Origin of the sequence: Niveispirillum sp. (assembly GCF_052437035.1) — a bacterium.
Classification (GTDB): domain Bacteria; phylum Pseudomonadota; class Alphaproteobacteria; order Azospirillales; family Azospirillaceae; genus Niveispirillum.
This window is the reverse complement of record NZ_JBQVOH010000009.1, coordinates 18110-44534: the sequence shown is the minus strand read 5'-3', so window position 1 is coordinate 44534 and position 26425 is coordinate 18110. Positions and strand designations below refer to the sequence as shown.

Sequence of the window (26425 nt, the reverse complement as noted above, 5' to 3'; positions counted from 1 at the left end):
TGTTTGCCCGCCAACCAATGGTAACGGAATTTAAATCAGATACCGACGCCGCAAGCCCACCAAGTCTTATCGGATCGGCAATGGCGCATACGATAGCATCCCATTTCCCCGCTGAAAACTGGTCACAGATAAAATATCAGCCATGCGGGGGCAAATTTTGCTTAAGAAATCGTATAATTTCTGCAAGCCCGGCTTCAACGCCTGATGAATGTAAGAATAGGCGCATGGACGAGAACCATGGACGGGTACCCGCACCAAGAGTTGACCAGTCGCGATCTCTAACAATTCTCCAGACGGGTGTGCCCACCGCTCCTGCCAGTTCCCCTACGGCGGTCGGTGCCGTAATCACCAGATCCAGATTGGCGACCAAGGCGGCAAGTCCCTCAAGATCATTGGTAAGGTCCAGATCCGGCATGGTGTGCAGTACTCGCCCTTCCCTTCCGAGGGCCGCAACCTCCTCCTCCCGGGCCGAATATTGCAGGTTGACCACCTGAATATCCGGTATGGCAAGCAAGGGCGCCCAGGCGTCCACATCCGCATAATTGTGCCGGCGACGCGTGGTTATCAGGCGGGAGCGCCAGCAGATACCAACCCGCAGACCGGCAGGCAGCGCCGCCAACCACTGACGGGCCGTTTCCGACCGCTTCCGGTCGACCACCAGATAAGGCGCGCCTGTATAGCCAGACAACGACGGGGCGATAAGGCCGGGCAGATCACCGGCCGGGACATGCAGGTCGGCATCCGGGCGTTCGGGCGCATCCGACCCGTCAGGCGGCAAGCGCTGCGCCCGGATAGATGCCGACGGGAAACTGCGGGTGAAAAGCCCGACCAGACGGGGATCACACTCGATCACCGTCTGTTCGGCACGGCTGATCGCAGCTGCATATAGGCCTGCGAACATCAGCTCATCACCCAACCCCTGTTCCCGCCAGATCAACAGCCGCTTGTCGGACGCCGCTTCACCGCGCCACTGAGGTACTGTGAAACGCCGGTCGGGCAATGCTTCTCTTGCGGCGAAACGCCAGGAATAGTCCGACCAGCCCTCGGGAAGCTGGCCATCCTCCAAACGAAGCAGCGCACGGGCAACACGGACACGGGGCAAATCGGGGTCAAGCTCCAGCGCCCTGTCGATTGCCGCGCAACCGCGCGCGCGGTCCCCTTGCGCCAGCCGGCAGAGACCGAGATTGCCCCATACCTCCCCGGAGCCGGGCGCAATGGTCAAGGCCCGGGACAAGACGGCTTCCGCTTCCACCAACTGGCCGGTCAGTTCCAGGGCAGCGCCCAGGTTGGTCAGACCCTGAACATTATCCTGTTCCAGACACAGACCCAGGCGATAGGCATCAATGGCGGCATCCATCTGATCCAGTTCCTGCAGCGCCACGCCCAGGAAAATAAAGGCCTCTGCACTTTCCGGTGCCGCGTCCACCGCTGCCCGGTGAAAAGCCAGCGCTTCGCCCAGCTTGCCACGCTCGACCAGGATATTGCCCAGGTTCGACAAGGTTTCCGCATGACCGGGCCGCAGGGTCAGCGCCTGGCGATAGGCCTGTTCGGCACCCGCCAGCTCCCCCCGAAGGGCCAGGACAGCGCCAAGATTGTTCCAGGCCTGCGCATGTGACGGGTTCGCGGACAGCAGCAGCCGGTAGGAAGCCACTGCGGCATCCAGCTCGCCGATGGCCCGCTGGCTGTTGGCCAGATTAAACAGGGCCCCCGCATGTCCTGGCCGCCCGTCCAGGGATCGGCGATAGGCATCAATGGCCTGCCGGTGGGCACCCATGGCGGCATAGGCGTTTCCCAGATTGAACAGATAGGGGGAATGATCGGGGCGCTGCTGGAGCGCTTTGCGATGTGCCTCCACAGCGGGCGCTGGATGACCGGCAGCCCGCAGGGCGCTGCCCAGATTGTCCTGAATATCCGCGGCCTGCGGCTGGCGTTTGGCCGCGTCCTTCAGCAGGCGCACGGCTTCTGTCGGATCACCCATCTGCAATAGGGCAACCCCCAGCAGATTAAGCAGCTGCGCATTGCGCGGATCCCGTGTCAGCAAGGCCCGGTAGGCACGCGCTGCCCCCGCCACGTCTCCACTCTGGTGCATACGCACCGCCTGTTCGGCTGTAACCGGCATGCCCGTCATCTATTCCCCACCGCCCCACTATACCGATGCACAGCCCGCCGGCTTTCAAACGGCGACCCACTGTAGGGCATTATCCTTGTCGGGCGTACCCTGATGTGGAATAATGCCTCTCATGGATTTACCGTTCAAAGGGCACGGCGAACGTTATGAAGCCTGCGACGGGGTACAACAATCGTCCCACTTCCGATGATCCCCGCGATGTCGAGGCTTGGGGCCTGACGGAAGCGGCACGCCGCCTGATCCATGCCCGGCAAGCGCCGGAAAATCCGGATCTGTTGCGGCAGGCCCTCTCCCTCAATCAGCGGCTATGGACGATATTCCAGACCTCCATGGTCGATCCGGAATGTCCGCTGCCAAAGGATATCCGCGACAATGTGCTGGCTCTGTCCATCATTGTCGACCGGCAGACCTTTGACCGGCTCATTGATCTGGATGTCAACAAGCTGGATCGGCTGATCGATATCAACCGGGCCGTGGCTACCGGTCTTTCTCAGCGCCCGACGGCGTCTGCGGCATCACCAACTGCTCCGTCCGCGTCGGCTGCGCCGCAGACGGCACCGATGCCCAAGCCGCAGGCACCGCCTCCCGGCGCCCCTGGCAAGCTCAGCATTTCGATCTGATATCAGCATCCCGGTTCGGTTTCTTTGGGAATCGCCAGAGAAACCGAACGGAACAGATTGCATTTTATCTAATCGCCCTATAGATTGGTGCGATAGAGGGGGCTTTTTACGACTACCCGCATTGCTGGGTGTCATAAGGTGAAGGGAGACTTGCCATGGTCTCGTCCGTCAGCGGGTCGAGTTCGGTTCTGACCACCAGCAGTTCATCTCTGGTGAGCACTAGCCCTACGCCCAGCCTCACTGGCACTGCTGCCGCCTCCACTGTTATTGCCGACACCACCAAGAAGCTCTCCAACATTGAGCAGCAATTGGCGGATTTCGCGGCTTCGACTGCCAAGGCCAATAAGAAGGCCGAGGCACAGTCCAAGATCCAGGTACAGACCTTCGAGAAGCAGGTGCGCAAGTCGCCCTACTCCACGAACGGTGCCGCCACCGACATCGGCACGCTGGTCAAGGACAGCACCCGCCTGAACGTCTATTCGAATATCAAGAAGGACGACAAGGGCGACGTCTTCAAGGTTCGCGTACAGACCGCAGGTGAGGCCCAGATCGGTGTTCTGGGTGATCCCGGTCTGCGCGTGCAGGTCATGTCCCGCTATGGCGCCGTTGTGGCTGACAGCAAAGAGGGGCTGGGATCGACCAGCGACAATTACAAGGCCCTGCAGAAGGGCGATTACAAGTTGCCGGCGGGGGACTACTTCATCAAGGTCACCAATGACGGGAACGGCCCCGTGAAGGACAGCAAGGGCAACGTCCTGACGTCCAAGAATTATGCGATCCAGATGTCCATGGGTGTCTACCGCAAGGATTATGACACGGTGGCCCAGCAGCCCAAGGCTGGCGACGGCGTGCCGCAGCAGTCTGTGGGACAGCTGGAGTTGCAGAACATGCTGACCGCCGCGCAGAATTTCGATACCGGCCTGTCCGGTACGGCCAAGCTGAACAACGCGCTGTTCGGCTGATCCTCGTTCTCTACGCTGAAATTGCTACATTGAAGGCGGGTTGCGTCACGGACGCAGCCCGTTGGTAGCTGCTTGTCGCCTGCCGGGCATTGGCCTGCCGCAATCCCCCGCCCTGGGCATTGCCATCCTGATCATCGCCTGACCGCGATTGCCGCAGCTCCGTCTGCGCCTGGGCCTTTGTGGCATCGGCCTGCGAAGCCACGGCCCGGTCCTGGGGGGAAGGGTTCTGGGGTGCCAGCGCCGCCCGTTTCACCACCTCCATTTTGGTGATTGTAGCTTCGGGGTTCCCCCTTACCGGAGCGACATCGATCGGTACCTCACCGGCAGTCGCATAGCGGCGGCCATCGGGCCCGGTCGTGTACTCAAGCTGGATACCGCCCGCATAGGGGCCGCCCGCCGTTTTGTGCGCCTGCTCATGGGTCCGCACCTCGGCATCGGTCTTTTTCAGCTCCCGCAGCTGTGACTGCTGGTCGCTGGTCAGGTTCTTTTCAGCTGCTGGCGTACCCGGTGGGGCTGTCTCCGCCGCCTGGCCCGTGCCAGCCGCACCCTGCCCCCGCCGTCCCTGGCCGGCGGGGGGTGTGAACAGCACAGAGGAGATGCCGGAGATGGACATGGCACAGGCGGCAGCAGATTATGGTCACCCGAATTGTACTGCTGCGACCGGCCTGGCCAAACCCCAAAAATGCGAAATCCCGGCCCCACGGGAGGGGGCCGGGATCGACACGCCATGCAGCTAGGGATAAGGGGCCGCTGCCGCCCGTCAGGTTACCGCTTCAGGTTGATCGTCTCCGTCAGCATTTCGTCGGTAGTGGTGATCACGCGGGTATTAGCCGTGTAGGACCGCTGCGCCACGATCAGCTTGGTGAATTCCTGCGCGATATCGACGTTCGATCCTTCGATGGAGCTTGCGGCGATCACGCCGGCACCGTTGACGCCGGTGGAGGTGAAGCGGGCGCGACCGCTATCCGCCGTTTCGGTGAAGGTGCCGCCCGTTTCACGGCCCAGCGCGTTCGCATTGTTGAACAGCACCAGAGGCACCTGTGCGATCACACGGCGGCGACCATTGTCATAATTGGCGACAACGTCACCGTTTTCGCGGATTTCCACGTCCCGGAAGGTACCCTGCGGGCTGCCATCCTGAAGCAGGGAGGTCACGTTGATGGCGTTGCCCTCATACTCCGTAAGGCCCGTTGCTTCACCGAACGTCCCGAGATCCAGCGTGATGCGCTGCGGGCCGTTGCCATAATCGACGGTGAAGCTGACCTGGGCGGGCTGGCCGCCTTCGGTCACGGCGCTCACCGTGGCATTGCCGGTACCGACATTCGCGGAAGACAGGCTGGACAGCGTACCAGCCTTGGCGGCTTCACCATTCGGCAGCGTACCTCCGAAGTTCAGCGTGATGTGCGGCGGCGTGGTGCCGATGTTGGAGCTGGGCTCACCCAGGAAGGGAATTCCATCCTGGTTGCTGGTCATGGTAATGACGCCACCGACCGAGGTGGCCTGCACCGGAATGCCGCTTTCCTGGTTCACCTTCAGGGCCAGATTGGCGGCGATCTCATCCAGCGACACTTCATTGCCGGTCGTCGTGTAGGTGATGGTGCGGTTGAAGTTCGGGGCCACTTCCTGGGTGCCGTTCAACTGGATGCTGGCATCCTTGGCCGTCAGCAGAATGCCGTTGGTGACACCGTCATCCTTGATGGCCGATGCCGTGAACGGCGCGCCGAAATCATTGCCCACCTTTGTGACAAGGGCATCCAGCACGCTGGCCGGTGTCGGGAAATCACCGATATTCTGTTCCGTGATCTGCACCGCGTAGGTGGTGCCATTCATGGTGACGGCATAGCGGTTGCCAACTGCCGGCGTCGCGGTTGTCGTGGAGAAGTCAAAGAACTGTGACGACGGATCGGTCGCCAGATCATCCGTACCGGTGACACGGAACGGCGTGTCGACGGCATTGCCGGTCAGCACCAGCTTGTTGCCACTGACCGTGGGCGTCACGTCGGCAGAAGTGATCTGCGGCAGGAACAAGTTAGTCAGGGCCTCCGTCGTCGTCGGCGGCTGCGTCGGCAGACCGTCCAGGTCAGCCTGAGTCAGGGGGCCGTAATTATAAGCAGTCCCATTGATGGTGACGCTGTAGACGTCGCCGACCTTCGGCGCCGTGCTGGGATAGGAAACTTCAGTCACCTGAGAGGCGGAAGCCGAAGGCTGAGTCGTCGTCGTGCCTTCCAGGGAGATGGGATCGACCTGGTTGGTCGACGGGCTGCGCAACGTCACAGAGTAAGTGGCGCCGACATCACCCGGCACGCCCGTGATGGAGATGCGCTGCGTCTGACGCGAACCGGTGATATTGCCCTGGACCGAGCTGACGAAGGTCGTGTTGTCCGCCGGCGGCGCATTGTTGACATTGGCCTGCATGAGGCGGTCACGACCGCTGACGGTGAAGGCTGTGTTAACATTGTCAGCCGTCAGGACCAAGCGGGTGCCCGACACGGACGCCGTCACACCCAGGGCTTGGGCGTTGATATCGGCGGCGAAGGTGGCCAGTTCGGTCGCCATGTCGTTACCCGAGACGGGCGCGTAGGTGATAGTGGTCCCGTTGATGGTCACCGACATGTCGTTTTCGTCGTCGGTAATGTCACGGTTCGGGTAGCTCATCTCCGTGACCTGGGCTGCCGACGACGAAGCCGCCGTCGTGGTCGTGCCGGCCTGCTCACCGACATTGAAGCTGTCGCCAACCGTCGTGCCACGCAGGGTCAGCGTGTTGCCCGTCACCGAGGCGATGACCTTCTCCGTGGAGGAGTTGGCATTCACTTGCGCGGCCAGCGCCGTCACGACACCGTTCAGGTCTTTCAGCTGACCAATATTGGCCGCCGTCACTTTGACCGTATAGGTCTGGGTGCTGTTGTTGTCGACATTCAGCGTGAATTCGTCACCGATATCGACCGAGCTGCCGGCAAAGGTGATCACGGACTGCTGCTGCTGCGTGCTGGTCGCCGGGGTCGTCACCGGGGCATTGGCCGTGTTGACGGTCGGCGTCGCATTGTTGACGTTGGTCGTCAGGGTGAAATCATCGCCCGCCGTGGTGGCGGAGATGCGCAGACGGCCATTGGAAACATTGGCGGTCACACCAACCGGCGGCACGGCGCCGTTGATCTTGTCGGCCAGGGACTGGGCGACGCCGGTCAGATTGGACAGCTGCGAGGAGTTGGTGGTGGTCACCGTCTCGGTGAATTCCACGCCATTGATCGCAACGCGATAGGTATCGCCGATCTTGAAGGCGCCGTCGCCATTGGGCGACGTGAACTGCACTTCCTCGATCTGCTTGCGCGGCGTGATGCCCTGGGTCAGCGAGGTGGACTGGGCGGAGACCGGGAAGCCATCCAGGTTGCCGGACAGGGGCAGGTTGCCGACAGCGCCCGGCGTATCGACGGACAGGCGCCAGGCACCATCCACCTGGCCCGGACGCCAGCCCAGGGTGATGTCGCGCGGCTTACCCGTGCTGTCAAAGATCTGGATCGTGGTCGGCTGGATCGGCTGGCCCGGCGTCGGATCGGTCGGCAAGTTCGCACGCAGCTCGATCGACTTGGTCGGAACCGGGCTGTCAATGTCCGCCGTGACCTGGATGGGCGTGGCGGAGGTCGAGAAAGAGTTCGTCGCCTCGCTGTAGATATAGCCGTTCAGCGCAAAGCCGGAGCGGTTGACCAGGATGCGCTCGTCGTTCAGTTCGAAGGAACCGTCACGGGTATAGTAGCGCTCGCCGGTCGGCACCGAGGTGCCGTTGACTTCCGTCAGGCGGCTGACATTGAAGAAGCCCTGGCCACGGATGGCAAGGTTCGTCGTGCGGTCGACCGTTTCGATATTGCCGGCCACGCTGTTGGCATAGCTGGGGCGTGCCACCACACCACCGGGATTGTGCACACGAGCATTGGATTGCAGCACCAGGTTCGTGAAAGCGGTGTCGACGCGCTTGTAACCCGTGGTGCGGGCGTTGGCGATATTGTCCGAGATGTGACCAAGGGCGGCGGCCTGGGCCTGAAGGCCAGAAATGCCGGTGGTCAAGGATCCGAAGATGCTCATGGAAGGGCTCCCGTTGGAGTGATGGCGTGTCGTGGCCTATTGAGCAAGTTCGATGCCAACTCTCGGAAAATTTCTAAATCACTGATTTAATTGGATTTGTTAAATCTACCTGATGGGCATTCCCTGCCCCTTTCCGGGGTAGAAGATGCTACTGGGCGGATTTTGCCGGGGTAGCGGTGTCTTTTGCCGGGGCCGTGCGGACAGAGAAGGGGCCGATCCATCGGCGGATGGATCGGCCCCTTGGGCACTCGCAACCATGAAGTGACGTGACAGCAGCGCCGTCACAGCCGATCAGTTCGGACGCGGCGGGACAGCGAACATGCCCGTGCGCACATCATTGGCCATTCCTTCCAGGAATTCAGCCGTCGTGCCCACGCCATGTTTGGCCAGAAGGCCATAGACGGCAGCCGTCACGGACATGGTGCCGATCATGTCATAGGGCACGCCTTCACGGGTGGCATTCACCCAGAAGGCATTGAACTGATCGAACAGGCGGGTACGGATCGCCTCGTCGCCGCTGGGGGCGCTGGCCGGTGCGGGGGCGGCGGTAAAGCCATTGGGGGGTGCGAAGGCATTCATTTCTCGGTTCTCCTTCTGATGGATCGGGTTCAGGCAAGAAAGTTGATGAGGGACAGGGATTGCATGCGACCGGTGATGGTGTAGCTGGCCTGCTGAGTGGACATTGCGGACTGCAGGCGGACGGCCACCTCGTTCTGGTCGATGCCTTCGATGTTGGCCAACTCGCCCTGGGCCTTGGCGATGGCGTCCTGGTGACGGCTCTGCGTGTTGTCCATGGTGGCCGCCGCATTGACGACGCGGGAATGGACACCGCGCAGCTGGTTCTGCGCATCGGTCAGCAGATTGCGGCCTTCCTCCATCAGCTTGCCATAGTCGCCGGGGCGGTTGATGGCGGCGGTCAGGCGGCGCAGGCCGCTGACAAGCTTCTGGATGGCGGGATCATTGCTGCTGACACCGTAATTGACGCTGAGCCCATCATCGACCTGCAGCTTCGCGATGTCATAGGCCGCCGAAACCTCGCGCGACTTCGCAAAATCGGTATCGTAGAAGGGCAATCCCGGCGGATTGACGATGCCTTCAAACGTATCCTGCTCTGCCAGGGGCGGCAGGTCGTTGGTGATCAGCCGCGTCTGGTTGCCGGCATTGTTGATATCGGCTGTCGTCTGAAACTGGCTGTTCACATCCTTGGCGGTGAAGATCAGCTTGGTGTCGTCTGCGGGATCAATGCTGGCCACCACCGAGGCGGCAGGATCGGCATTGATCTGCACCGCCATCCGCTGCGCCACCCAGTTCGACATGGAGGTGGGGGCGGTGTAGGACGGCACCTGCCCGGGCGCATCGGTCGGCAGCGGTGCGTTGCCCCGCAGGATGTCGCTGTCACTGGGGCTGATGGCATAGGAATATTTCGTCGGCCCGGCGATGATCACCTGCGGCGGCGCATTTTCGTTCTGCACGATGGTGCGGGAACCGATGGAGATGTTGAACACATCGCCCACATCGGCTTCCGTGCCATGGAACTTCACATTGTCGATCTGCCGCTGCGTCTCGCTGGCTTCCTGCACCGTGTAGGGCGCCTGGGAAGCATCGACGGCGTCCGGCGCGGTCAGCACCACATTCTCATGCGTGCCATTGTCATAGACACGGCTGGTCAGCGTGAACTTTTCCTTCACGTCATTGGCCGTGGCTGTGACAATCCCGTTGGAGACCGACAGGGTCACATTGAAGGGCGGGTCGCTGAACTGACGGATCTGGTCAACCAGGCCAGTGCCGGTATCGTTGGAAAACACCTCGTCCAGCGACTTCTCATTCCCCGTCGTGACATAGGTGAAACGCTTGCCATTCAGGATCATCTCGTAAGTTTCGCCAGCGTCTCCACGCTCGCCCACCAGGGTGGTGCGGGTGATCTGCTTGGCCGCAACGATATCGTCCACCGGCTTGGTATTGTAGCGGGAACCCGAGAACAGGTAGCGGTCGCCGACCCGTTCGTTCAGCAGGGATTCCAGTTCCACGGTCATGCCGCGGATCACTTCGCGCGTCGAGGCCATGTCGGGCCAGGAGACATCGAAGGACGAAATGCCAGACCCTTCAAGGCTCTCGATATTCAGCTTGATGACGGCGCCATCGCCGGGGCCGCCGGAAATGGTGAAGCGGTCAGCGTCCACCTGCGGCGGCACCTGCTTCATGTTGACGGTATTGACGGCGCGGCCGCCCAGCCCGTCGGTGACGGTGATGTCGAAGCTGCCCTTCGGCCCGGTCTGGCTGGGCACTGCGGAGATGGTGTAGGTGGCCTCGGCCTTGAACTTGCTGTTGATATCGTCCACCGACACCTTCATGGCGCCTGCGGACTGGTTGGTGACGCTGCTGATGCGCGTGGCGCCCGGCCCCTGCGGCAGGCGTGTGGTACTGGACAATTCCGACGCCATGTCGGCCATACGGTCCATCAGCGTGTCGTAGGACTTCACGCGGGTCATCGTCTGGTCGATGGTCTGGGAATAGGCCTGACGGCGCACCAGTTCGGATTTCAGGTCCAGAAGGCGCTGTGACTGCGTGCCGAAGAATGCCACATCCTGCGACTTCTTGCCCGTGTTGAGCTGGGTCGAGAGATCGTCGATCGCCGACTGCCCGCCCGTGAGCGTGCGGATGGTGTTGATATAGCTGCCATAGCTGCTGATGCGGGTCATCTGACGATCCCCTCGATGGCATCCAACATATTGTTGACCGTCTGCATCACGCGGGCGGCGGCGGAATAGTTGCGCTGGAGCACCTGCAACATGGCGATCTCTTCATCCATGTTGACGCCGGTATTGTTCTTGTACCGGCCTTCCAGCTGCGCCTTGAAATCGGTGGCGATGGTGGCCTGCTCGCTGGCAACCTTCTGGTTGCTGCTCCACTGCGCGATGACGGTGGAAACCATGGAGCCATAGGACAGGCCAGTGGCCCGCAGCCCGTCGGCATTGATGGTGCGGCCAGCGGCGTTCATCGCATCAGCCACACCCGCTGCGGCACTGGCCTTCACGGTATAGTCACCCGAAAGAAGGCCGGGATTGATCTCGATATTGCCGGCGCCGGTCCCGATGAAGAACCGGTTCGGCAACTCGCCATCGCCAACGGGATTGGCGCTGTTATAGGCGTCGGCGAAGCTGGTCGGCTCGCCCGGCTTGGTCGATCCCAGGAAAGCTTCGGCAATGGCCTGGGTCTGAGAGCGCAGCTTGCGCAGGATTTCGGCGCCGGGCAGGTTGGATGCGGGCTGCGGCGGGTCCTGTACCGACCCGTCGGTACGCAGTTCCAGCAGGGCGCCCAGCTTGCCGTCACGCACCATGCCCGTCAGGTCACGGTCGGATGCCGAGGAACGCAGCTGGCCATTGTCATAGGTGAACTTCACCGGGGCCGCATCAAGCAGGGACACGCCCGACGTCGTGAAGATCGACAGCTTGCCATCCGCCCGCTCCACGGTGCGGATGCTCATCATCCCGGCCACTTCGCGCACCAGGGCGTCGCGGCGATCCTCCATCTCCATGGTCGGATCACCGGCGCCGCGCGTCACCAGGATGTTGGTGTTCAACTGATCGATGGAGGACAGGGCTGAATTCAGCTGATCCACCGACTGGTTGATGTCGGTATCCAGCTGCTTCTCGATGCTGTTGATACCCTCATTCAGGCGGCGCAGCTCGCGCGCCAGATCTTCGCCATGGACGACGATCTGGCCCTGGGCCACGGTGCTTTCCGGGGTGGCGGCCAGTTCTTTCCAGGCTGTTTCGAACTTGTCCAGCGCGTCGGTTACGGGCGGCTTGCCCGCCGTCGTGCCCAACAGGTCGGTCGCCTTGCGCATGTAGTCAGCCGTGGTCGTCGCACCGGATTCCTCCGAAATGGTCTGTTCCAGCTGCACACGCAGCGCCACATCGACCTGGCGCTTGTACTGGGCGATGCCGGTGCCGCCCTGATTGTCAGAGGTCTGCTCCAGCGAATGCCGGGACCGGTTGGGATCATCCGCCTTGGCCACGTTCTCAGCAACCAGCCCCAGCTGCCCTTGGATCAGGCGCAGGCCGTTGCTTGAGTTGTTGAGGACGCCAAACAGGCTGGTCATCGGACGGGTCCCTTGTACCGGCGAAATGCCAGGACCGATCCCCATGACCGGCCCACCCTGTCATCTGCAACAGGCGGGCCAACTTTGACGTTGTGAGGATTTACAAGGGTTTGCGCAGATTTCAGGGCGGTCGATATGACCCCTGGGCAGAATCTGCCGGATGGAAAAATCCGGAAACGGCAAGGATGGCCGGGTACCGAAACAAAAAGCCCCCGCCGGTGGGCAGGGGCTTCATGATCGGCTGGAAGGTCAGGGTCAGGCGGAATGAACCGCCGCCGACAGCAGTGACAGACGGCTGCGCACGATCTGTTCGGCCAGCAGCCAATGTTCGACATCACGGCCCGGCGGCTGCCCTTCCGACAGCCACAGCAGATAGGCTTCTTCGGCCACCTGATCGGTGGTCGGCTCTACCGCGATGGCCACCGAGGCCACGGGGGCCGGATCGACCTTCTTGGCACGGGGCTTGGCCGGGGCCTTGGCCTTCTTCACCGGCGGCGGGGCGGGAACGGTTTCGGTCTCGGGAACGGAAAGGGCTTCGGACTTGGCGGATTTGCGCGGCATGGGGCTATCTCTCCATCGCAGGGAACCAAGCGGACTGGGCGCAGGAAGATGGTGCACTGCAACCGCAGAAATTTCCACTCCCTTCCTTTGGATTGCCTCGAAATTTCCGCAAGTCCGCCCTTCTTATTACGGCACTGCACCCAAAGCGTGCAGCACCGGCAGCCGACGCCGGGCAAAGGATTCCCACCGCTCGGCCAGTTCGGCCTTGTGCCGCTCCGCATTCGTGATCGGCTTGCCATCACGCAGCACCCGCTGACCCAGAGCTTCCAGCGTCGTGAAGGCATGCATCACCGGCTCCTTTCCCTGCTGCATCGCCGCCAGGAACAGCTTGCCCAGCCTGTCGACCGCTACGCCGCCACCCGTCACGGGGCTGGCCAAGGCCGGCATGCGGTCTGCCGATGCGGCATCCGTAAGCAGCATTGCGTTCAGCCGCGCGCACGCGTCCCGGCGCTGATCATCGCCATCAGGCGGCAGGGCCGGTGCGATCAGGTCCAGCGCCTTCAGGGCGGCCAACGCCGCTGGCCCCTCCCCCCCAATCTGCGCCAGCAGGGTGGCCTCATCCATCGGACCCGCCTGCAACGCCGTCAGTATGGCGTGCGCCGCGTCAAAAGGTACCTCCAGGGGTCGCGTGGCCGGCGTCGCCCGGCGGGGCAGGTCACGCGGATGGCCGAGCGCCGCCCAGCGCCTGTGCACTGCCGGACACGCCGATCCGCCATCCCGGATGAACAGGTCGCGGCGGAAGGGCCGGTTGGTGACATAGTCGCGCAGCAACTCCCTGAAATCGGGATCATCGGCTGCCTCCTTCCCCCCAACGGTAAGGATGGCACCCGCAAGCCCCTCCTCCTCCCACCGGTCTGCCGCCCGCACCTGCGCGGCCAGCCGCAGACCGGCAGGGGCCAGGGCCTGTGCCAGATCCGTGAAATAGGTCGGGTGCCAGCTCTCATTGAAATATTCATGCGCCAGATAATCGACGGGCCGTTCCAGCAGGGCATCCAGGCGGGTTGTCACCGTCGGGTTCACCCCGAAATACCCTGCCTCCTGTGCCCGCAACCGCTCCGCCATTGCCAGGGAACCGGTGATGCGCTCAGCCAAACTCCCCTGCCCCCGCCGCGCCGATGCCAGCATCAGTTCCCGCAGCGGCAGATATTGCGCCCAACCGGGCAGGACATTATAGCCGAGATAGACGACCCCGCCGGGCTTCAGATGCCGGTCCAGAAAGGCCACGATCTCCGCCCGCTGCTGCGGTCCCACCCAGGACCAGACGCCATGCAGGGCGACGACATCAAAGGCGGGAAGGTCGCTATCGGCATAATCGGCAAAGCCCAGCGGGCTGACCGTCAGGTTCGACAGGCCCGCCCCAGCGGCCAGCCATCTTGCATGGGCCACATGGTCCGGGTTGATATCATTGCCCCAGAACCGCGCCTGCGGGTTGGCGGCGGCCAGCAGAGCCAGGCTGAACCCCTGCCCGAAGCCCAGCTCACAATAGTCCAACGGCTGCCCCGGCCGGATCGGCGACCGACAGCCCAGCGCCTCGGCCATGGGCCAGGGCTGCAGCTCGGTGTGGAAGCTGTAGGTATAGCCGATTTCCGTGACATACCCGTCCGTCCAGCCCCGCATGATCCCCTTCCCTGCCCAATTATAGCCTGTTTTCATGGCATGAAGCCGTGAACTCGGCTATGGAAAGCCCCGGCCCTTCGACAGGAAACAGGCATGCGCTACGGAAAGCTGGAAGTCATCTGCGGACCCATGTTCTCGGGCAAGTCCACAGAGATCCTGAAGCGCGCCATCTGGTACACGCACGGCACCGGTTCCCACATCATGCTGCTGAAGCCGGCCTTTGACGTGCGTTATGCAGAGAACCGGGTGGTCAATCATGATGGCATCGGCTTCGACGCCATGCCCATCACCCGCATGCCGACCATCGCCGACAGCATCAAGGCCGTCTTCATCGACGAGGTGCAGTTCTGTGTCGACCCGCATTACCATGGCGACGTGGTGGAGGATGTGCGCAGCCTGCTGCACCGGGGCATCGATGTTGCCGTGTCTGGCCTGGACATGGATTGGCGCGGTCGGGCCTTCCCCGTGACGGCCACCCTGGCCGCCATGGCCGACGGCCTGTGGAAACTGAAATCCCGTTGCGCCGTGTGCGGGCATGAAGCGCACAAGACCTTCAAGAAGCACCGCAACGACCGTACCGTCGAACTGGGCCAAGCGGACCTGTACGAACCCCGCTGCAACGCCCACTGGCACGATCACAGCGAGGCGTCGGGCCGGGAACTGTCATTGGATTTGTAATAAGCGCACTGGTGAAGGTCACGATGATGCGCTATCCCGCCCTTCAGCAAACGTCTTTCAGGAACGAGTGAGAAAATGAGCAAGTGCCCCTGCGACAGCGGTCGTGAATTTGATGCCTGCTGCGGCCCCTATCTGGCCCGCACCACACCGGCCCCGACGCCCGAAGCGCTGATGCGTTCGCGCTATACGGCGTTCGCCAAGCAGGACATCAAGTATCTGGGCGAAACCCTGCTGCCGGGCACGCAGGATGATTTCGACGCTGAACAGGTCACCGAGTGGGCGTCCAAGAGCATCTGGACGGGCCTGGAGGTGCGTTCCACCGCCGATGGTCAGACCGCTGACGAAGCGTTTGTGGAGTTCGTGGCCAAGTTCACGATGGATGGCAAGGACCTGATCCACCACGAAACCGGCCGCTTCAAGAACCAAGATGGCCGCTGGTGGTATGTGGACGGCGTCATGGGCCAGCGCCCGCGCACCGTGCAGAAGGTGGGGCGCAACGATCCCTGTACCTGCGGATCGGGCAAGAAGTACAAGAAGTGCTGCGGCGCCTGATAGGCACTACCTATCATCACAATCTGATCAATCGATTTCCCTGTTGCGATCCTTTCTGCCATCCTGAAACACACAGGATGGAGGAAGGATCATGGCAACCAAGTCCCTGGAAAAACTGATACAGTCACTGCGTCAGCACGGGGCGGGACTGTCTTCGGAAAATGGCCGTTTGGTCATTGAAGGTTCGGCGCCAGCGGATATCTTGATGCAAGCGCACCGTCACCGTAAAGCACTGGCGGCGATTGTGCGCGCCCGTTCCTGACCAGGGCGGGCTCCCCTTCCCTGTCAGAGTATGTCCCGAATTGACCCAGAACAGCCCCTCGCCCGCCCTGCCCGCCGGCCATCCGCCCGTCAAGGCGCCCAAGATTGGCGTGCTGCTGATCAATCTGGGAACACCGGAAGCCACCGATTATTGGTCGATGCGCCGGTATCTGTCGGAATTCCTGTCCGACCGGCGCGTGGTGGAGGTGCCGCAGGCCATCTGGCAGCCAATCCTGCAGGGTATCATCCTGACCTTCCGGCCCCGGAAAAGCGGCCATGCCTATGCCGGCATCTGGAATCAGGAACGCAATGAAAGCCCGCTGAAGACCTTCACGCGCGCCCAGGCCGATGGGCTGCGTACCACGCTGAAGGGCACGCATGATGACCGGATCATCGTGGAATGGGGCATGCGCTATGGCCACCCCTCCACCGCCAAGGGCATCAACAACCTGATCGAACAGGGCTGCGAGCGTATTCTGCTGTTCCCGCTCTATCCGCAATATAGCGCCACGACGACGGCAACGGCCTGTGACCAGGCCTTCCGCCATTTGATGACGCTGCGCCGGCAGCCGGCCATACGCACGGTGCCCACCTATCACGATGATCCGGCCTATATCGAGGCGCTGGCCGCCGGCGTCTCCCGGCATCTGGACAGCCTGTACTGGAAGCCGGAGCGTATCATTGCTTCCTTCCATGGCTTGCCGAAGATGTATTTGGAAAAGGGCGACCCCTATCACTGCTACTGCCTGAAGACCGCCCGCCTGCTGCGGGAGAAGCTAGGCATGGATGCGGGGATGCTGACACATGCCTTCCAGTCCCGCTTCGGGCGGACGGAATGGCTGCAGCCCTATCTGGAACCCATGGTCAAGGCCCTGCCGGAACAGGGTGTGAAGAAGCTGGCGATCCTGGCCCCCGCCTTTGTCAGCGACTGTGTGGAGACGCTGGAGGAAGTGAACCAGGGTATTCGGGAGACTTTCCTTACCGCTGGGGGGACCGACTTCACCTACATCCCTTGCCTGAATGATCACCCTGATCATATCAGCCTGCTGCGCGGGATTGTGGAGCGGGAGTTGGCGGGCTGGCTCTGACCATCCTTACCGCCTGGGGGCATAGAATTCTCTAACCTTCGATTGACCACAGACTATGGTTAACCATAGTCTGATCAGGGTGTTGATGGTCTTCGGGGGCATCAGGTGCGGCGTTTGGCGATGGTCCTGCTGGTCTTGTCGCTGTCTCCCGTGCCGGCATTGGCCGAGACAGCACCGTTAAAGTTGGTTACCGGCACCGACTATGCCCCCTATGTGGATGACAGGCTGCCCGATGGCGGCCCTGTCACGGCGCTGGTACGGCAGGCCTTCGCCAAATCCGGCCAGGACGTGACCTTGGCCGTGGAACCTTGGCGTCGGGGCTATGAAGGCCTGTTGGCCCAACGGTTCGATGGGACCTTCCCCTATATCCGTACCGAACAGCGTATGCGGGAAGTGCTGTTCTCCGACCCGATCACAACAGTGCGCCAGCATCTGATCGTAGCCCTGGGCAATGAACGAGCCGCCATGGCCAGCGGCTGGATGAAAGGCAAGCGGGTTTGCGCGGCCGTCGGCTATGGCCTGCCGCCCTGGATGGATTTCCTGATCCGGCAGGGCGATGTACAGCGGGTGACACCGACCCAGCAGCGCAGTTGCCTGTCCATGATCGTGGGTGGACGGGCCGACTTCATGGTGGAGGATGAACGCATCGCCATCGCCCGCCGTGCAGAACAGACTGAGCGGGAAAAGCTGGCCACCGTACCCGGCCCCGCCGCCAGCGAGGCTACCCTGCATCTGATCGTGGCCCGCCACCACCCGAATGCCCAACAGATTCTCGATACGTTCAACCAAGGGCTGGCACAGCTGCGGGCGGAGGGGGCGATACCCGATCTGCTGGCATCGAAGCCACCCTCCTGATCCCATTGCCCTGCCCCGCCGCCCGTCCTAATCTGGTGACCAAACCATTTTGGATCATGCCATGGACACGATCATCGGCCCCAACGGCGGCATTACACTGACACCGGAGATGCTGGACCATCTGGGCCTGAAGCCCGGTGACCGTCTGACTCTGCTGTTAACCGCGGATCACCGCGTCGAACTGGCAGCACCGGCCAGGGCGCCGGGGGAGAAACTGCTGAAAAGCATGTTGGGCCGAACGGGCAAAGGCTCATAAAAAAAAGAAAGCCCATGTGTTGGCGACCATGGGCTTTTAAAGTTTCCCTTGGGAAGCCACAGGCGGCTTCCATCTAGTTCCTTACCGTTTGGGGGCATGGTTCGGGCCGTGACACGACATAGAGGGCGGCCAGGGCCAGCAATCCGATCGCACCGCCGGCCAGCCAGGACTGCCCCTCGGCGGTTATGTACAGGATGCCCGCCCCCACACTCATCCCAGCCAGCGCCAGCAGTTTGCCGCGCCGTGTCACCTGCCCCCGCTCCAGGAACAGCCGTAAAGGCGTACCAAAGCGCGGATGCAGCAACAGCCGATCCACACGCGGATCACCCAACCTGATCAGGCACCATGCCGACAGCAGCAGAAATACCGTCGTCGGCATGACCGGCAGAACCATGCCGACCATGCCCAGCAGCAGGAACAGGCTGGCACCAAGCCGGTAAAGACCACGGGCGATGGGCCGAGGCACAGGGGAGGGTCGTTTCATAATCTCTTCTCCTGACCTGTGATTGCGACGTCGCAATCAGGCCAAACGACAAGCATCCTGCACGGTAGTCCCGTCATTTCAACTGGTACAATTGATTGTTCGAATGATAATGATCGGTAAAACCTATCATGAGTTCTGGGGTTAAAGGATGAATCTACGGGACCTGCGCTATGTCATCGCCGTGGCCGACCATCGCCATTTCGGGCGGGCGGCAGAGGCCTGCCATGTCAGCCAGCCCACCCTTTCCGGCCAGTTGCGAAAACTGGAGGAAATGCTGGGCATGACCCTGTTCGAGCGCACCAACAAGTCCGTCGTCCCGACACAGGCGGCGGAACAGATCCTGCCGCTGGCCCGCGCCGCTGTAGAGAATGCCGACGCCATTGCCGCCTTGGCCCAGGGCTGGCGCGATCCGCTGGCCGGTTCCTTACGTCTTGGGGTCATCCCGACCCTTGGACCCTATCTGATGCCGCGTGTGCTGGGCCCGCTGAAACAGCACTATCCAAATCTGGATCTGGTGCTGTGGGAAGATGTCACCGACAATCTTTTATCGCGTCTGCGACGTCATGAACTGGATGCCGCCCTTCTGGCGACCGATGTGATGGAAGATGGGATTGTGGACATCCCGCTGTTCGACGAGCCGTTCCTGCTGGTTATGCCGGAAGCCCATCCGCTGTCCGCCATGGAGCAGATCGACGCGGCGCGGTTGGAAACGGTGGAGATGCTGGTGCTGGCCGATGGCCATTGCCTACGTGATCAGGCGCTGGCGGCCTGTAAGCAGCCGGGCGGCGGACGCGCCGACCTTCGCGCGACAAGCCTGGAAATGCTGCTGAACATGGTGGCCGCCGGCTATGGCTGCACCCTGGCGCCCGCCGTGACGGTGGCGGGGCGCGCGTCCCCCGTGTCTGGCACGGTGACGCAGCCCCTGGCCCCCGGAACGGCGGGCCGCACGGTTCGTCTGGCCTTCCGCGAGACCTTTCCCCGCCGCACAGCCGTGGAGGCTGTAGCCGCGGCGATCCGAACCTTACATCCTGGGGGAACTTAACCCGCGCGGACCTTACGGAACCATTCGAGCATTTCTGCCGGCTCCACCCCATGGCCGAAAACACGGACGAAGGTCCCGTTGCGGTCCATGAGATAGATGAAGGCGGAATGGTCCATCAGATAGTCAGACGTTCCCGCCTCTTCCGCAGATACTTTCTTATAGTAGGCGCGGTAAGCCCTGGCGGCAGCGTCGATCTGTTCCGGGGTACCGGTCAGGCCCCGGATCTGCGGATGGAACAGGGGGACATACCCCGCCAGCTGCTGCGCGGTATCACGCTCCGGGTCGATGGTGATGAACAGGGCCTGGGCATCGGCGCGTTCTTCGTCCGTCATCTGATCCAGCGCCTGCCCGATCAGCTGCAGGTCGGTGGGGCAGATATCGGGACAGAAGCTGTAGCCGAAATAGACCAGCGAGATTTTGCCCTTGAGAATGTCCTGGGTGACCGGCTGCCCCGTATGGTCGGTTAAGGAGAAGGGGCCGCCGATGGCGGCGCGCCCCTGTCCTTGTTCCGACTTCTGCGGTGACAATCGGTCAGCGACCAGAACGACGGTGCCTAGCAGTGCGGCAGTCGCCAACACGGCCAGGCCGGTCCAGAATGTCCGGCGCTTCACGACGCGGACAATCAGTGCTGATGGCCGGAATGCTCGCCATGACCGCCATGGTCATGCTCGGCCATCGGCGCCTTGGCACCCGGCCCCTGTACCGGCACATTGACGGTCAAGGCTCCCGCCTTTTCAAAGTTAAGGGTCAGGGGGAAGCTTTCACCCTGCTTCAACGGGGCCTTCAGGCCCATCAGCATGATATGCAGGCCACCGGGCTTCAACTCGGTCGGCGTGCCCGCCGTGACCGGAATGCCGCCCTCGACCGGACGCATCTTGGCGATGCCGTCCTGCATCAGGTGGGTATGCAGTTCCACCTTGTCCGCCACCGGGCTGCTGCCGCCCAGCAGCTTGTCGCTGCCGGCATCAATGTTGAGCGTCAGGAAGGCGGCGCCGGCCTTTGCCGTGGGGGCAGAGGCGCGGGAGAAGGGGCTGGTGACACTGATCTCCGCCTGGGCGGCACCGGCAAGCAGCAGGACAGCAGCGGAAAGAAACAGGCGTTGGGCGAACATGCGCATGGTGGAATTCCGTCTGTGAAACATCATGAAACAGGGTTGGGGCAGGGGAGGTCAATCCTCCGGCGGTCCCCGCGCACCCAATCCATGCGCCCAGACAGTGACGTGCCGGATCATTCCCGGCAGCAGAAGCATCGGCGCCCGATCCCAACGCCGGGGCAGCGGAATACCGGCCTGTTCAACCGGCCCCAGTGGCGCCGGCAACAGGCCGAAGGGGCAGGCCAGCCCATGATCAACCGTCTGGGTGCCGGTTCCATCCGGCGTCACCTGCACCACACGGCACAATGTCAGCGTCAACGCACCCCGCGCCAGTGCAGCCGTATCCGGCATATAGCCGCGCGGCAGCAGGGCGACGAGCATCAACACCGGCAACAGCATCCACGCTGTCCAGCCCCGCCAACCACCCTGCCGCATGATCATGGCGCCTGTCATATCCATGCGATGCCATGCGGGCGGGGCGCTGTCCAATGTTCTGTTGTCGCAAGCCCGCCCAGGCTTAATGCAGACGGCTGCCCACCGGCGCCCGCTCCAGCACTGGCACCCGATCGGATGACAGGTCATAACCGGCATCCAGCATCAGCCGTGAATACCCCTCCAGCACGGCACCCGCCGTCTGCGCTGCCTCCGGTGGCAACCATGCCGTCATCATATGTTCCAAACCGACCCCATCCCCGCCCTGGGCACTGATCATCGCATTCAGTAATTCCGCCTCGTCATCGGTCAGCCGGGTGCAAGCGGGGCAGCCCAGGGCCGGCGGATGCCGGGCCGCGATCAGGAATATCCGCATCAGGCGGTCGATATTGGCAGGGGCCAGAGGAACCCCCGCCGATGCATAGACATCCCGCAGCAGCAGGGAAGGGCACCGCCCCTGTCCCGTGCATGCCGCCCAGTAGCGCAGCCCCCACAAGGCCAGCCGCGCCGACGGGTACAGCGCCACAAAGGGCATGTTGCCGGCGATGGCGGGGCGATGGGGGCGGGCATGGCCGCGACGGTCGATCTGCATGTTCCTTGATCCTTGTGGAGATGCGACGTCGCAACAATAGAGATATTGATAATCATTCTCAATAACTCAATGCTTGTTGCCACCTCACGCCTGACGGGCCATTGTGAAGGGACGAAAGGTTTCATCCATGGGCATGCTGATCTTTTCCCGTCTGGCCGCGCCCTTTGGCATGTGGGAAACCCACGCGGGTGAGCCTTTGCAGGACACGCCGGACATGATGGTGGAACTGCGTGACCAATGGCGCGAATGCGCCGCCGGCCCCACAATACCACGCGCCCTGGACTTCACTCCGGTTGCCCTGCGCAGCATCGCCAACAACCTGGCCCTGGTCGATCTGCGCCTGGGCGTGGAACAGGCGCGGTATCTGTGGGCGGGGCAAGGGCTGGTGAAACTGTTCGGCCCTCCCCTGACCGGCAAGCTGCTGTCACAATGCTATAGCGGCAAGACATTAGCCGAAGTGCGCGATGCCTACCGACGCATGCTGGAGCTGGGCGGCCCCGTTTTCTCCGACCGCTGTTTCCGCGTCTTCACGGAGAAGCTGGGCTATCATCGCCTGATGCTTCCTTTGCTTGACGATACGGGCGAAGTGGGATTCGCGATGTTGATGATTCTACCCAAGGGAAATCTCCGCACGGCCAGCGACTGGCGCTGTCTGGAAATGGAACTGGACCTTGTCGAGGCCCTGCGCAGTACGGAACGCTGAGCCTTTCCTTACCGTTTGGGGGAGGGGGTTGCGCGCCTGGGACTCGGCACATCCTTACTCCCTGGGGGATGAGAGATACGCCCCTAATCCTTACGGGCCGAGGGATGGCTTCCTTACCGTTCGGGGGCCTGAAACCCTTTTTCTGCCTTACCAGCTTCCGAGTCCTCGGGACCATAGAGCAGAAGCAGAATCCCGAGTCTCCTTACTGCATGGGGGAGGCTCCTCCTTACGCCGTGGGGGCGTGCCAAGCCGGCGATGACAGCCCCCCCCAAACAGTAAGGATTCCCCCAAGGCGTAAGGAGTGAGCCGGCACATCACGTTCTGAGTCGCCAATCCCCCAAACAGTAAGGATAAGGCCTTACGAGTCGGAAATGATCGAACGCACCGGCAGTTCAGGTTAGTGCACACCCATCCCACTAAATCTCTCAATCAAACCCAAAATCCTGTCCTGTTTAGTGTTCCAAGATTCTAGTAAAGATTCTAGGAAGCGGAGAGGCGCGGAATTGCTGGGGTTTTTGGGCATCATCCTTACAGGGCGGGGGTGCCTTCCCCCACTTCTCGGGGGTATTTCACCCACGCCCCAGGGCGTAAGTGTTTCCCCCATCCGGTAAGGCATGGAAATCCCTGTGGAAAACACCTTTCCTTACTTGCACCGGCTGTAAGGAAGGGACTAACTTCCGTCCCAAGAGAGGGGACCCCGCCATGCCACCCAGCCGCCGCAAGACCAGCAGTGCCGAACCGGCGCGGGATGAACCCTTGGCTGCCATCGTGCCCTATGTCCCCTCTGCCGGCGACAGCGGCGTGGTGATCGACCTGGAAGGGAGCTTGGTGGAAAGCAGTGGCGGGGGGGAGAACCTGCCCACCCTGGACCGGATGGGTCAGACGGCGCGGGTGGCTGCCGCCACGTTTGAACGCGACGGCTACAAGCATCTGATCAAGGCGGCAGAGGCGGTTTATTCCTACCCCGCCAACGGCTCGCGCCTGTCCCTGCCGGCGCAGAAAATGCTGAATTTCATGATCCATCTGGCTGGCAGCCAGAATTTCGCCAACAAGCTCTACCGCCTGCCCAAGAAGGTGGTGCGTGGCAATCACAAGGGCAATGAGCGTATTTTCGACGCGGTGAAGGAGATTTACGAAAGCTCCCTGGTCGTCATTGGGCCGTTCCGGGGCCGGCGCAGCCGTGCGGAATTGCGCATTCTCTCCTCCTATGTTCGGCCAGAGGATGAGGTGGAGATCGACAGCACCGACATCCATTTCCAGTTCACCGACGCCTTCCTGGAACTCCAGCGCTCGTCCCAGCTCTGGGCCCGTCTGTCGGGGCCGGCCATGGTCAAGGTCACCAGCACCTATGCCCTTAAGCTCTATGAGATCGGGATGCAGCGCTATCAGATGGACCACCCGTCCCTGACCCTGGACATCGAAACGCTGCGCAAGCTGTTGAACGTGCCGGAGGGGGCGTACAAGGATTTCGGCATCCTGCGCACCCGCACCATCGACCGCGCCATGGCGGAGGTGAACCAGCTGGCCCCCTTCCGCGTGGAGATGCCGGAAGAAAAGATGAAGCGGAAGGGCCGCAAGATCGAGGAAGTGACCCTGGATTTCCACGCCAAGGATGAGGACGAGGCCGCCGACACCTTCCTGGAACGTGAACGCAGCTCCACGGGGCGCAAGACAAGGCGCGAGGCGGGGGAGGGGACGAAGCCGGCCCTGGCCGCCGCCCCCCGTTCCCTGCCAGAACCCGCCCCGCCCTTGCCCGATGCCGACGATGCCGAGGCACTGTGGGCCGCCGCCCGCCATGCCCTTAGCCAAAAGCAGGTGCCCGGTCCTCTGCTGCGTGACCTCAGCGTGGTGGGGATCGAGGAAACGGCGCGCGGCACCCGCAAGCTGGTGCTGCGCGCCGGCCACGCTGCAACGGCGGAGACGGCCCGGCGCAGCCATGAGGCGACGATGCGAACCGTGCTGTCGTCCCTGACATCGGGTAGCATCGGCGAGGTAGAGTTTCAGGCTGCACGCCAGGGTCGATAGACTGACAGATATTTCAAGAGATGCACATTGTGGCCGGGTCGCGATGTGCAATCGGCAAATCGGGTCGCCACCCCATCTGCACTATGTTCCGCACCAACCAACTGGCAAGGGATGCGGACAATGGACGTGAAGGACTGCAACGGCAATATCCTGGCCGAGGGTGACAGCGTCACTCTGATCAAGGATATGAAGGTCAAGGGCGCCAATGTCACGCTGAAGCGCGGGACCGTCGTCAAGAGCATCCACCTGACCGATGATCCGGAAGAGATCGAGGGCAAGGTGGAAAAGGTGAAGGGCCTGGTTCTGAAGACCTGTTTCGTCAAGAAGGCCTGATCTGACCGTCTGTCGAACAGACGCGTTGACGTAGGATGTCCCCTGGTCCGCTTCCGGTGATGCTGCCCGCATTACCTTGATCGGGGAGGAAAAGATGGTGCGGCTGCGGCGTGGATATGCGGACGGCCCCTGTGGCCAGATACACTATTGGGATGGCGGCAAGGGCAAGCCGCTGGTCCTGGTGCATCAGGCCATCATGTCGGCCAACGAATATGACCATGTGTTCCAGCCCTTTCTGGACCGGGGCATCCGGCCCATCGCGCTGGACCTGCCCGGTTTCGGCCTGTCCGATCCGCCGTCGGCCCCGCCCAGCATCGCGGACTATGCCGCTGCCATCCCGCCGCTGCTTGACGCGCTCGGCATCCGGCGGGCGGCCATTGGCGGCCACCATACCGGCGCGCTGGTCAGCAATGAAGCCGCGAACCTTTATCCCGACCGGATCAGCGCCTGCATCCTGGGTGGCCCGCTGCTGATCCCCGACACTGTGCGTCAGGCCCTGATCACCGATATCGTGGCGCGGGAGAAGGCCTTCACGGCCCTGCCGAACGCCGCCCACATGGTGGAGGTGGCCAGGATCCGCGAACGCTATGCCGCCGGTAGCGTCAGCCTGAATCGCATCACAGATTATGTGGTGCAGGCCATGCAGGCCTATGCCATGGGCACCTACTGGTACGGCCACGCCGCCGCCTTTGAGTATCGCCAGGACGGCCCGCTGATGGCCCTGCGCCAGCCGACCCTGATCCTGACCAATACCGGCGACATGATCTACCAGGCAGCGCTGGATGCCCACCGCCTGCGCCCCGACTTCGCCTTCCACGCCATTGAAGGCGGCGGCATCGATATCCTGGACCAGAGCCCAGTGGAATGGGCCAATGCGGCGGCGGACTTCTTGCACGGGGTGGATTATTGATGAGGCTGCGTTGCTGGTGTAAGATACCAGCATGAAAGCCAGTCTGGTCCTGCGGCGGCGTTTTGAAGTTGATGCGGCCAGCTTTGCCGAATTGGTAATCTGGTCATTGCCGCAGCCCGTGCCGCCGTCGGAACACCCGTTCAAGTACCGGATGGTGTTGATCCACAAGGGCGAAAGGGTGCTTGGATTCGACAATGAGCGGGGTAAGGGCGATTACCGGCACGATGGTGCCTTTGAAACCCCTTACCAGTTTCAAACTGTTGAGCAACTGGTTGCCGATTTCCTGACGGCTATCGAACGATGGAAGGCCGCGCGATGAAGCAGTTGACGGTTGAGGTTCGCAAGAACGCCCAAGACCAGGCACTGGCGGAGTTCGTTGATGCCTGGAAGAAATTGGAAGAGGGCACGACGGTAGAGGCCTCCGACCGGCTCTACTTCCGGGACTGGAGCACCTTCGCATCCCTGTTTACCCCGCGGCGTGTGGAGCTGTTGGAAGCCCTGCGCCAGGAACCGGCAGATAGTATCCGCGCCCTGGCGCGGCGCCTGGGACGTGATCAGAAGAATGTGCATGCTGACGTGCAGGCGTTGATGACCGTCGGTTTGATCGAGCGGGATGGTGACCAATTGACAGCGCCGTATACCGAGGTGGGGGCGGCATTGACGTTTGCGGCGTGAGGTAAGGTCCATGGATATCAGCACAATTGCTGGCCTGACTATTTCCGGATTGAGTCTGGTCAACGACTTGGGGAATACAATCAAGGACTTAAGGTCCTGGAGTGAACAAGATATCGAAGTCGATAGTGATTGGCTGCGACTAGCGATATCTAAAGGCGTCTTGGATGGTTCTGAAGCTGACTACGCTTGGCTCTTAGAGAAGCGACTTCCTTCAATGGAACTTACCGGAACCCATCAGGCTGTGGTCGCAGTGAATACGGACAAGCGGATTAAGTATCGCATTTTTCTAGGAAACCTCAATCAGGCCAGCGGGCGCTGTATTCTGGTACGTAAGCTATAGCCACTGTTGACGCCCCACAACCCCGCCAGTTGACAGACC

The 26425-nt window shown here is 62.1% G+C and carries 29 protein-coding genes; 16 read left to right on the top strand and 13 right to left on the bottom strand.

All coding sequences use genetic code 11. The features are described from left to right. Positions 1 to 136: 136 nt before the first annotated feature. The gene (locus tag ACT6Q8_RS19860) at positions 137 to 2128 is read right to left on the bottom strand and encodes a tetratricopeptide repeat protein (protein WP_444739417.1); all 1992 of its coding nucleotides are present in this window, start codon (positions 2126 to 2128) and stop codon (positions 137 to 139) included. A 146-nt stretch (positions 2129 to 2274) separates the two neighbouring features. Between ACT6Q8_RS19860 and ACT6Q8_RS19855 the strand changes: the two genes are divergently transcribed. Both ACT6Q8_RS19855 and ACT6Q8_RS19850 read left to right on the top strand, forming a co-directional pair. Beyond that, positions 2275 to 2748, top strand: a complete 474-nt coding sequence (locus tag ACT6Q8_RS19855; protein WP_054169093.1) for a flagellar biosynthesis regulator FlaF — start codon at positions 2275 to 2277, stop codon at positions 2746 to 2748. 212 nt (positions 2749 to 2960) lie between these two features. Continuing rightward, complete coding sequence (locus ACT6Q8_RS19850; RefSeq protein ID WP_156344716.1) at positions 2961 to 3710, top strand: hypothetical protein; 750 nt, start codon at positions 2961 to 2963, stop codon at positions 3708 to 3710. A gap of 10 nt (positions 3711 to 3720) precedes the next feature. Here ACT6Q8_RS19850 and ACT6Q8_RS19845 read toward each other — a convergent pair whose 3' ends face one another. The 7 genes from ACT6Q8_RS19845 to ACT6Q8_RS19815 form a co-directional block, all read right to left on the bottom strand. Then, entirely contained in the window at positions 3721 to 4323 is a 603-nt protein-coding gene (locus tag ACT6Q8_RS19845; protein WP_054169096.1) for a putative metalloprotease CJM1_0395 family protein, read from the bottom strand. A 152-nt stretch (positions 4324 to 4475) separates the two neighbouring features. After that, a complete protein-coding gene (locus ACT6Q8_RS19840) occupies positions 4476 to 7787 on the bottom strand; it encodes a flagellar hook-basal body complex protein (protein ID WP_054169097.1) in 3312 nt (1103 codons plus the stop codon). A 291-nt stretch (positions 7788 to 8078) separates the two neighbouring features. Then, positions 8079 to 8366: a hypothetical protein gene (locus tag ACT6Q8_RS19835; protein ID WP_054169098.1), complete on the bottom strand. Its 288-nt coding sequence runs from the start codon at positions 8364 to 8366 to the stop codon at positions 8079 to 8081. A gap of 29 nt (positions 8367 to 8395) precedes the next feature. Further along, a complete protein-coding gene (locus tag ACT6Q8_RS19830) occupies positions 8396 to 10486 on the bottom strand; it encodes a hypothetical protein (protein ID WP_444733899.1) in 2091 nt (696 codons plus the stop codon). Continuing rightward, positions 10483 to 11889, bottom strand: coding sequence for a flagellar hook-associated protein FlgK (flgK, locus tag ACT6Q8_RS19825; RefSeq protein WP_054169100.1), 1407 nt, complete (start codon positions 11887 to 11889; stop codon positions 10483 to 10485). The genes ACT6Q8_RS19830 and flgK overlap by 4 nt, the downstream gene beginning before the upstream one ends. 255 nt (positions 11890 to 12144) lie before the next feature. After that, on the bottom strand, positions 12145 to 12450 hold the full coding sequence (locus ACT6Q8_RS19820; RefSeq protein WP_054169101.1) for a DUF2934 domain-containing protein: 306 nt from the start codon (positions 12448 to 12450) through the stop codon (positions 12145 to 12147). A gap of 126 nt (positions 12451 to 12576) precedes the next feature. Continuing rightward, positions 12577 to 14067, bottom strand: a complete 1491-nt coding sequence (locus tag ACT6Q8_RS19815; protein WP_444733898.1) for a class I SAM-dependent methyltransferase — start codon at positions 14065 to 14067, stop codon at positions 12577 to 12579. A 93-nt stretch (positions 14068 to 14160) separates the two neighbouring features. Between ACT6Q8_RS19815 and ACT6Q8_RS19810 the strand changes: the two genes are divergently transcribed. The 6 genes from ACT6Q8_RS19810 (at position 14161) to ACT6Q8_RS19785 (ending at position 17757) form a co-directional block, all read left to right on the top strand. Next, complete coding sequence (locus tag ACT6Q8_RS19810) at positions 14161 to 14745, top strand: thymidine kinase (protein ID WP_444733897.1); 585 nt, start codon at positions 14161 to 14163, stop codon at positions 14743 to 14745. 75 nt (positions 14746 to 14820) lie between these two features. Continuing rightward, complete coding sequence (locus ACT6Q8_RS19805) at positions 14821 to 15297, top strand: YchJ family protein (RefSeq protein WP_054169104.1); 477 nt, start codon at positions 14821 to 14823, stop codon at positions 15295 to 15297. A gap of 91 nt (positions 15298 to 15388) precedes the next feature. Then, positions 15389 to 15559, top strand: coding sequence for a hypothetical protein (locus ACT6Q8_RS19800; protein WP_156344717.1), 171 nt, complete (start codon positions 15389 to 15391; stop codon positions 15557 to 15559). A 40-nt stretch (positions 15560 to 15599) separates the two neighbouring features. Further along, on the top strand, positions 15600 to 16646 hold the full coding sequence (gene hemH, locus ACT6Q8_RS19795) for a ferrochelatase (RefSeq protein WP_444733896.1): 1047 nt from the start codon (positions 15600 to 15602) through the stop codon (positions 16644 to 16646). A 105-nt stretch (positions 16647 to 16751) separates the two neighbouring features. Continuing rightward, positions 16752 to 17501: a substrate-binding periplasmic protein gene (locus ACT6Q8_RS19790; RefSeq protein ID WP_444733895.1), complete on the top strand. Its 750-nt coding sequence runs from the start codon at positions 16752 to 16754 to the stop codon at positions 17499 to 17501. A gap of 61 nt (positions 17502 to 17562) precedes the next feature. After that, positions 17563 to 17757 (top strand): AbrB/MazE/SpoVT family DNA-binding domain-containing protein, encoded by a 195-nt coding sequence (locus tag ACT6Q8_RS19785; protein WP_444733894.1) that lies wholly within the window; start codon positions 17563 to 17565, stop codon positions 17755 to 17757. Between the two features lie 73 nt (positions 17758 to 17830). Here ACT6Q8_RS19785 and ACT6Q8_RS19780 read toward each other — a convergent pair whose 3' ends face one another. Next, a complete protein-coding gene (locus tag ACT6Q8_RS19780; RefSeq protein WP_444733893.1) occupies positions 17831 to 18241 on the bottom strand; it encodes a YbaN family protein in 411 nt (136 codons plus the stop codon). A gap of 148 nt (positions 18242 to 18389) precedes the next feature. Between ACT6Q8_RS19780 and ACT6Q8_RS19775 the strand changes: the two genes are divergently transcribed. Beyond that, positions 18390 to 19283 carry a LysR substrate-binding domain-containing protein gene (locus ACT6Q8_RS19775; protein WP_444733892.1) on the top strand — a complete coding sequence of 298 codons (894 nt, stop codon included), beginning with the start codon at positions 18390 to 18392 and terminating at the stop codon, positions 19281 to 19283. On the opposite strand, the gene ACT6Q8_RS19770 is transcribed toward ACT6Q8_RS19775, so the two are convergent. The 4 genes from ACT6Q8_RS19770 to ACT6Q8_RS19755 are packed head-to-tail and all read right to left on the bottom strand — an operon-like array spanning position 19280 to position 21400. Next, positions 19280 to 19894: an SCO family protein gene (locus ACT6Q8_RS19770; RefSeq protein WP_054169110.1), complete on the bottom strand. Its 615-nt coding sequence runs from the start codon at positions 19892 to 19894 to the stop codon at positions 19280 to 19282. The genes ACT6Q8_RS19775 and ACT6Q8_RS19770 overlap by 4 nt on opposite strands. Before the next feature lie 11 nt (positions 19895 to 19905). Then, complete coding sequence (locus tag ACT6Q8_RS19765) at positions 19906 to 20400, bottom strand: copper chaperone PCu(A)C (protein WP_444733891.1); 495 nt, start codon at positions 20398 to 20400, stop codon at positions 19906 to 19908. Positions 20401 to 20451: 51 nt separating this feature from the next. Beyond that, entirely contained in the window at positions 20452 to 20835 is a 384-nt protein-coding gene (locus tag ACT6Q8_RS19760) for a hypothetical protein (RefSeq protein ID WP_156344720.1), read from the bottom strand. 58 nt (positions 20836 to 20893) lie between these two features. Then, positions 20894 to 21400 (bottom strand): hypothetical protein, encoded by a 507-nt coding sequence (locus ACT6Q8_RS19755; RefSeq protein WP_054169113.1) that lies wholly within the window; start codon positions 21398 to 21400, stop codon positions 20894 to 20896. A 127-nt stretch (positions 21401 to 21527) separates the two neighbouring features. Here ACT6Q8_RS19755 and ACT6Q8_RS19750 point away from each other — a divergent pair, with 127 nt between their 5' ends. From ACT6Q8_RS19750 to ACT6Q8_RS19720, 7 genes are all read left to right on the top strand, one after another. Next, positions 21528 to 22103, top strand: a complete 576-nt coding sequence (locus ACT6Q8_RS19750) for a PAS domain-containing protein (protein WP_444733890.1) — start codon at positions 21528 to 21530, stop codon at positions 22101 to 22103. 702 nt (positions 22104 to 22805) lie between these two features. Continuing rightward, the gene (locus ACT6Q8_RS19745) at positions 22806 to 24128 is read left to right on the top strand and encodes a replication initiation protein (protein ID WP_444733889.1); all 1323 of its coding nucleotides are present in this window, start codon (positions 22806 to 22808) and stop codon (positions 24126 to 24128) included. 120 nt (positions 24129 to 24248) lie between these two features. Next, entirely contained in the window at positions 24249 to 24461 is a 213-nt protein-coding gene (locus ACT6Q8_RS19740; protein WP_444733888.1) for an alkylphosphonate utilization protein, read from the top strand. Between the two features lie 94 nt (positions 24462 to 24555). Then, positions 24556 to 25371, top strand: coding sequence for an alpha/beta fold hydrolase (locus ACT6Q8_RS19735; RefSeq protein WP_444733887.1), 816 nt, complete (start codon positions 24556 to 24558; stop codon positions 25369 to 25371). Between the two features lie 31 nt (positions 25372 to 25402). Beyond that, a complete protein-coding gene (locus tag ACT6Q8_RS19730) occupies positions 25403 to 25690 on the top strand; it encodes a toxin-antitoxin system TumE family protein (protein WP_444733886.1) in 288 nt (95 codons plus the stop codon). Further along, a complete protein-coding gene (locus ACT6Q8_RS19725) occupies positions 25687 to 26046 on the top strand; it encodes an HVO_A0114 family putative DNA-binding protein (protein ID WP_444733885.1) in 360 nt (119 codons plus the stop codon). Before ACT6Q8_RS19730 ends, ACT6Q8_RS19725 begins: the two co-directional genes overlap by 4 nt. Positions 26047 to 26056: 10 nt before the next feature. Further along, positions 26057 to 26386 (top strand): hypothetical protein, encoded by a 330-nt coding sequence (locus ACT6Q8_RS19720; protein ID WP_444733884.1) that lies wholly within the window; start codon positions 26057 to 26059, stop codon positions 26384 to 26386. The last annotated feature ends 39 nt before the right edge of the window (positions 26387 to 26425 follow it).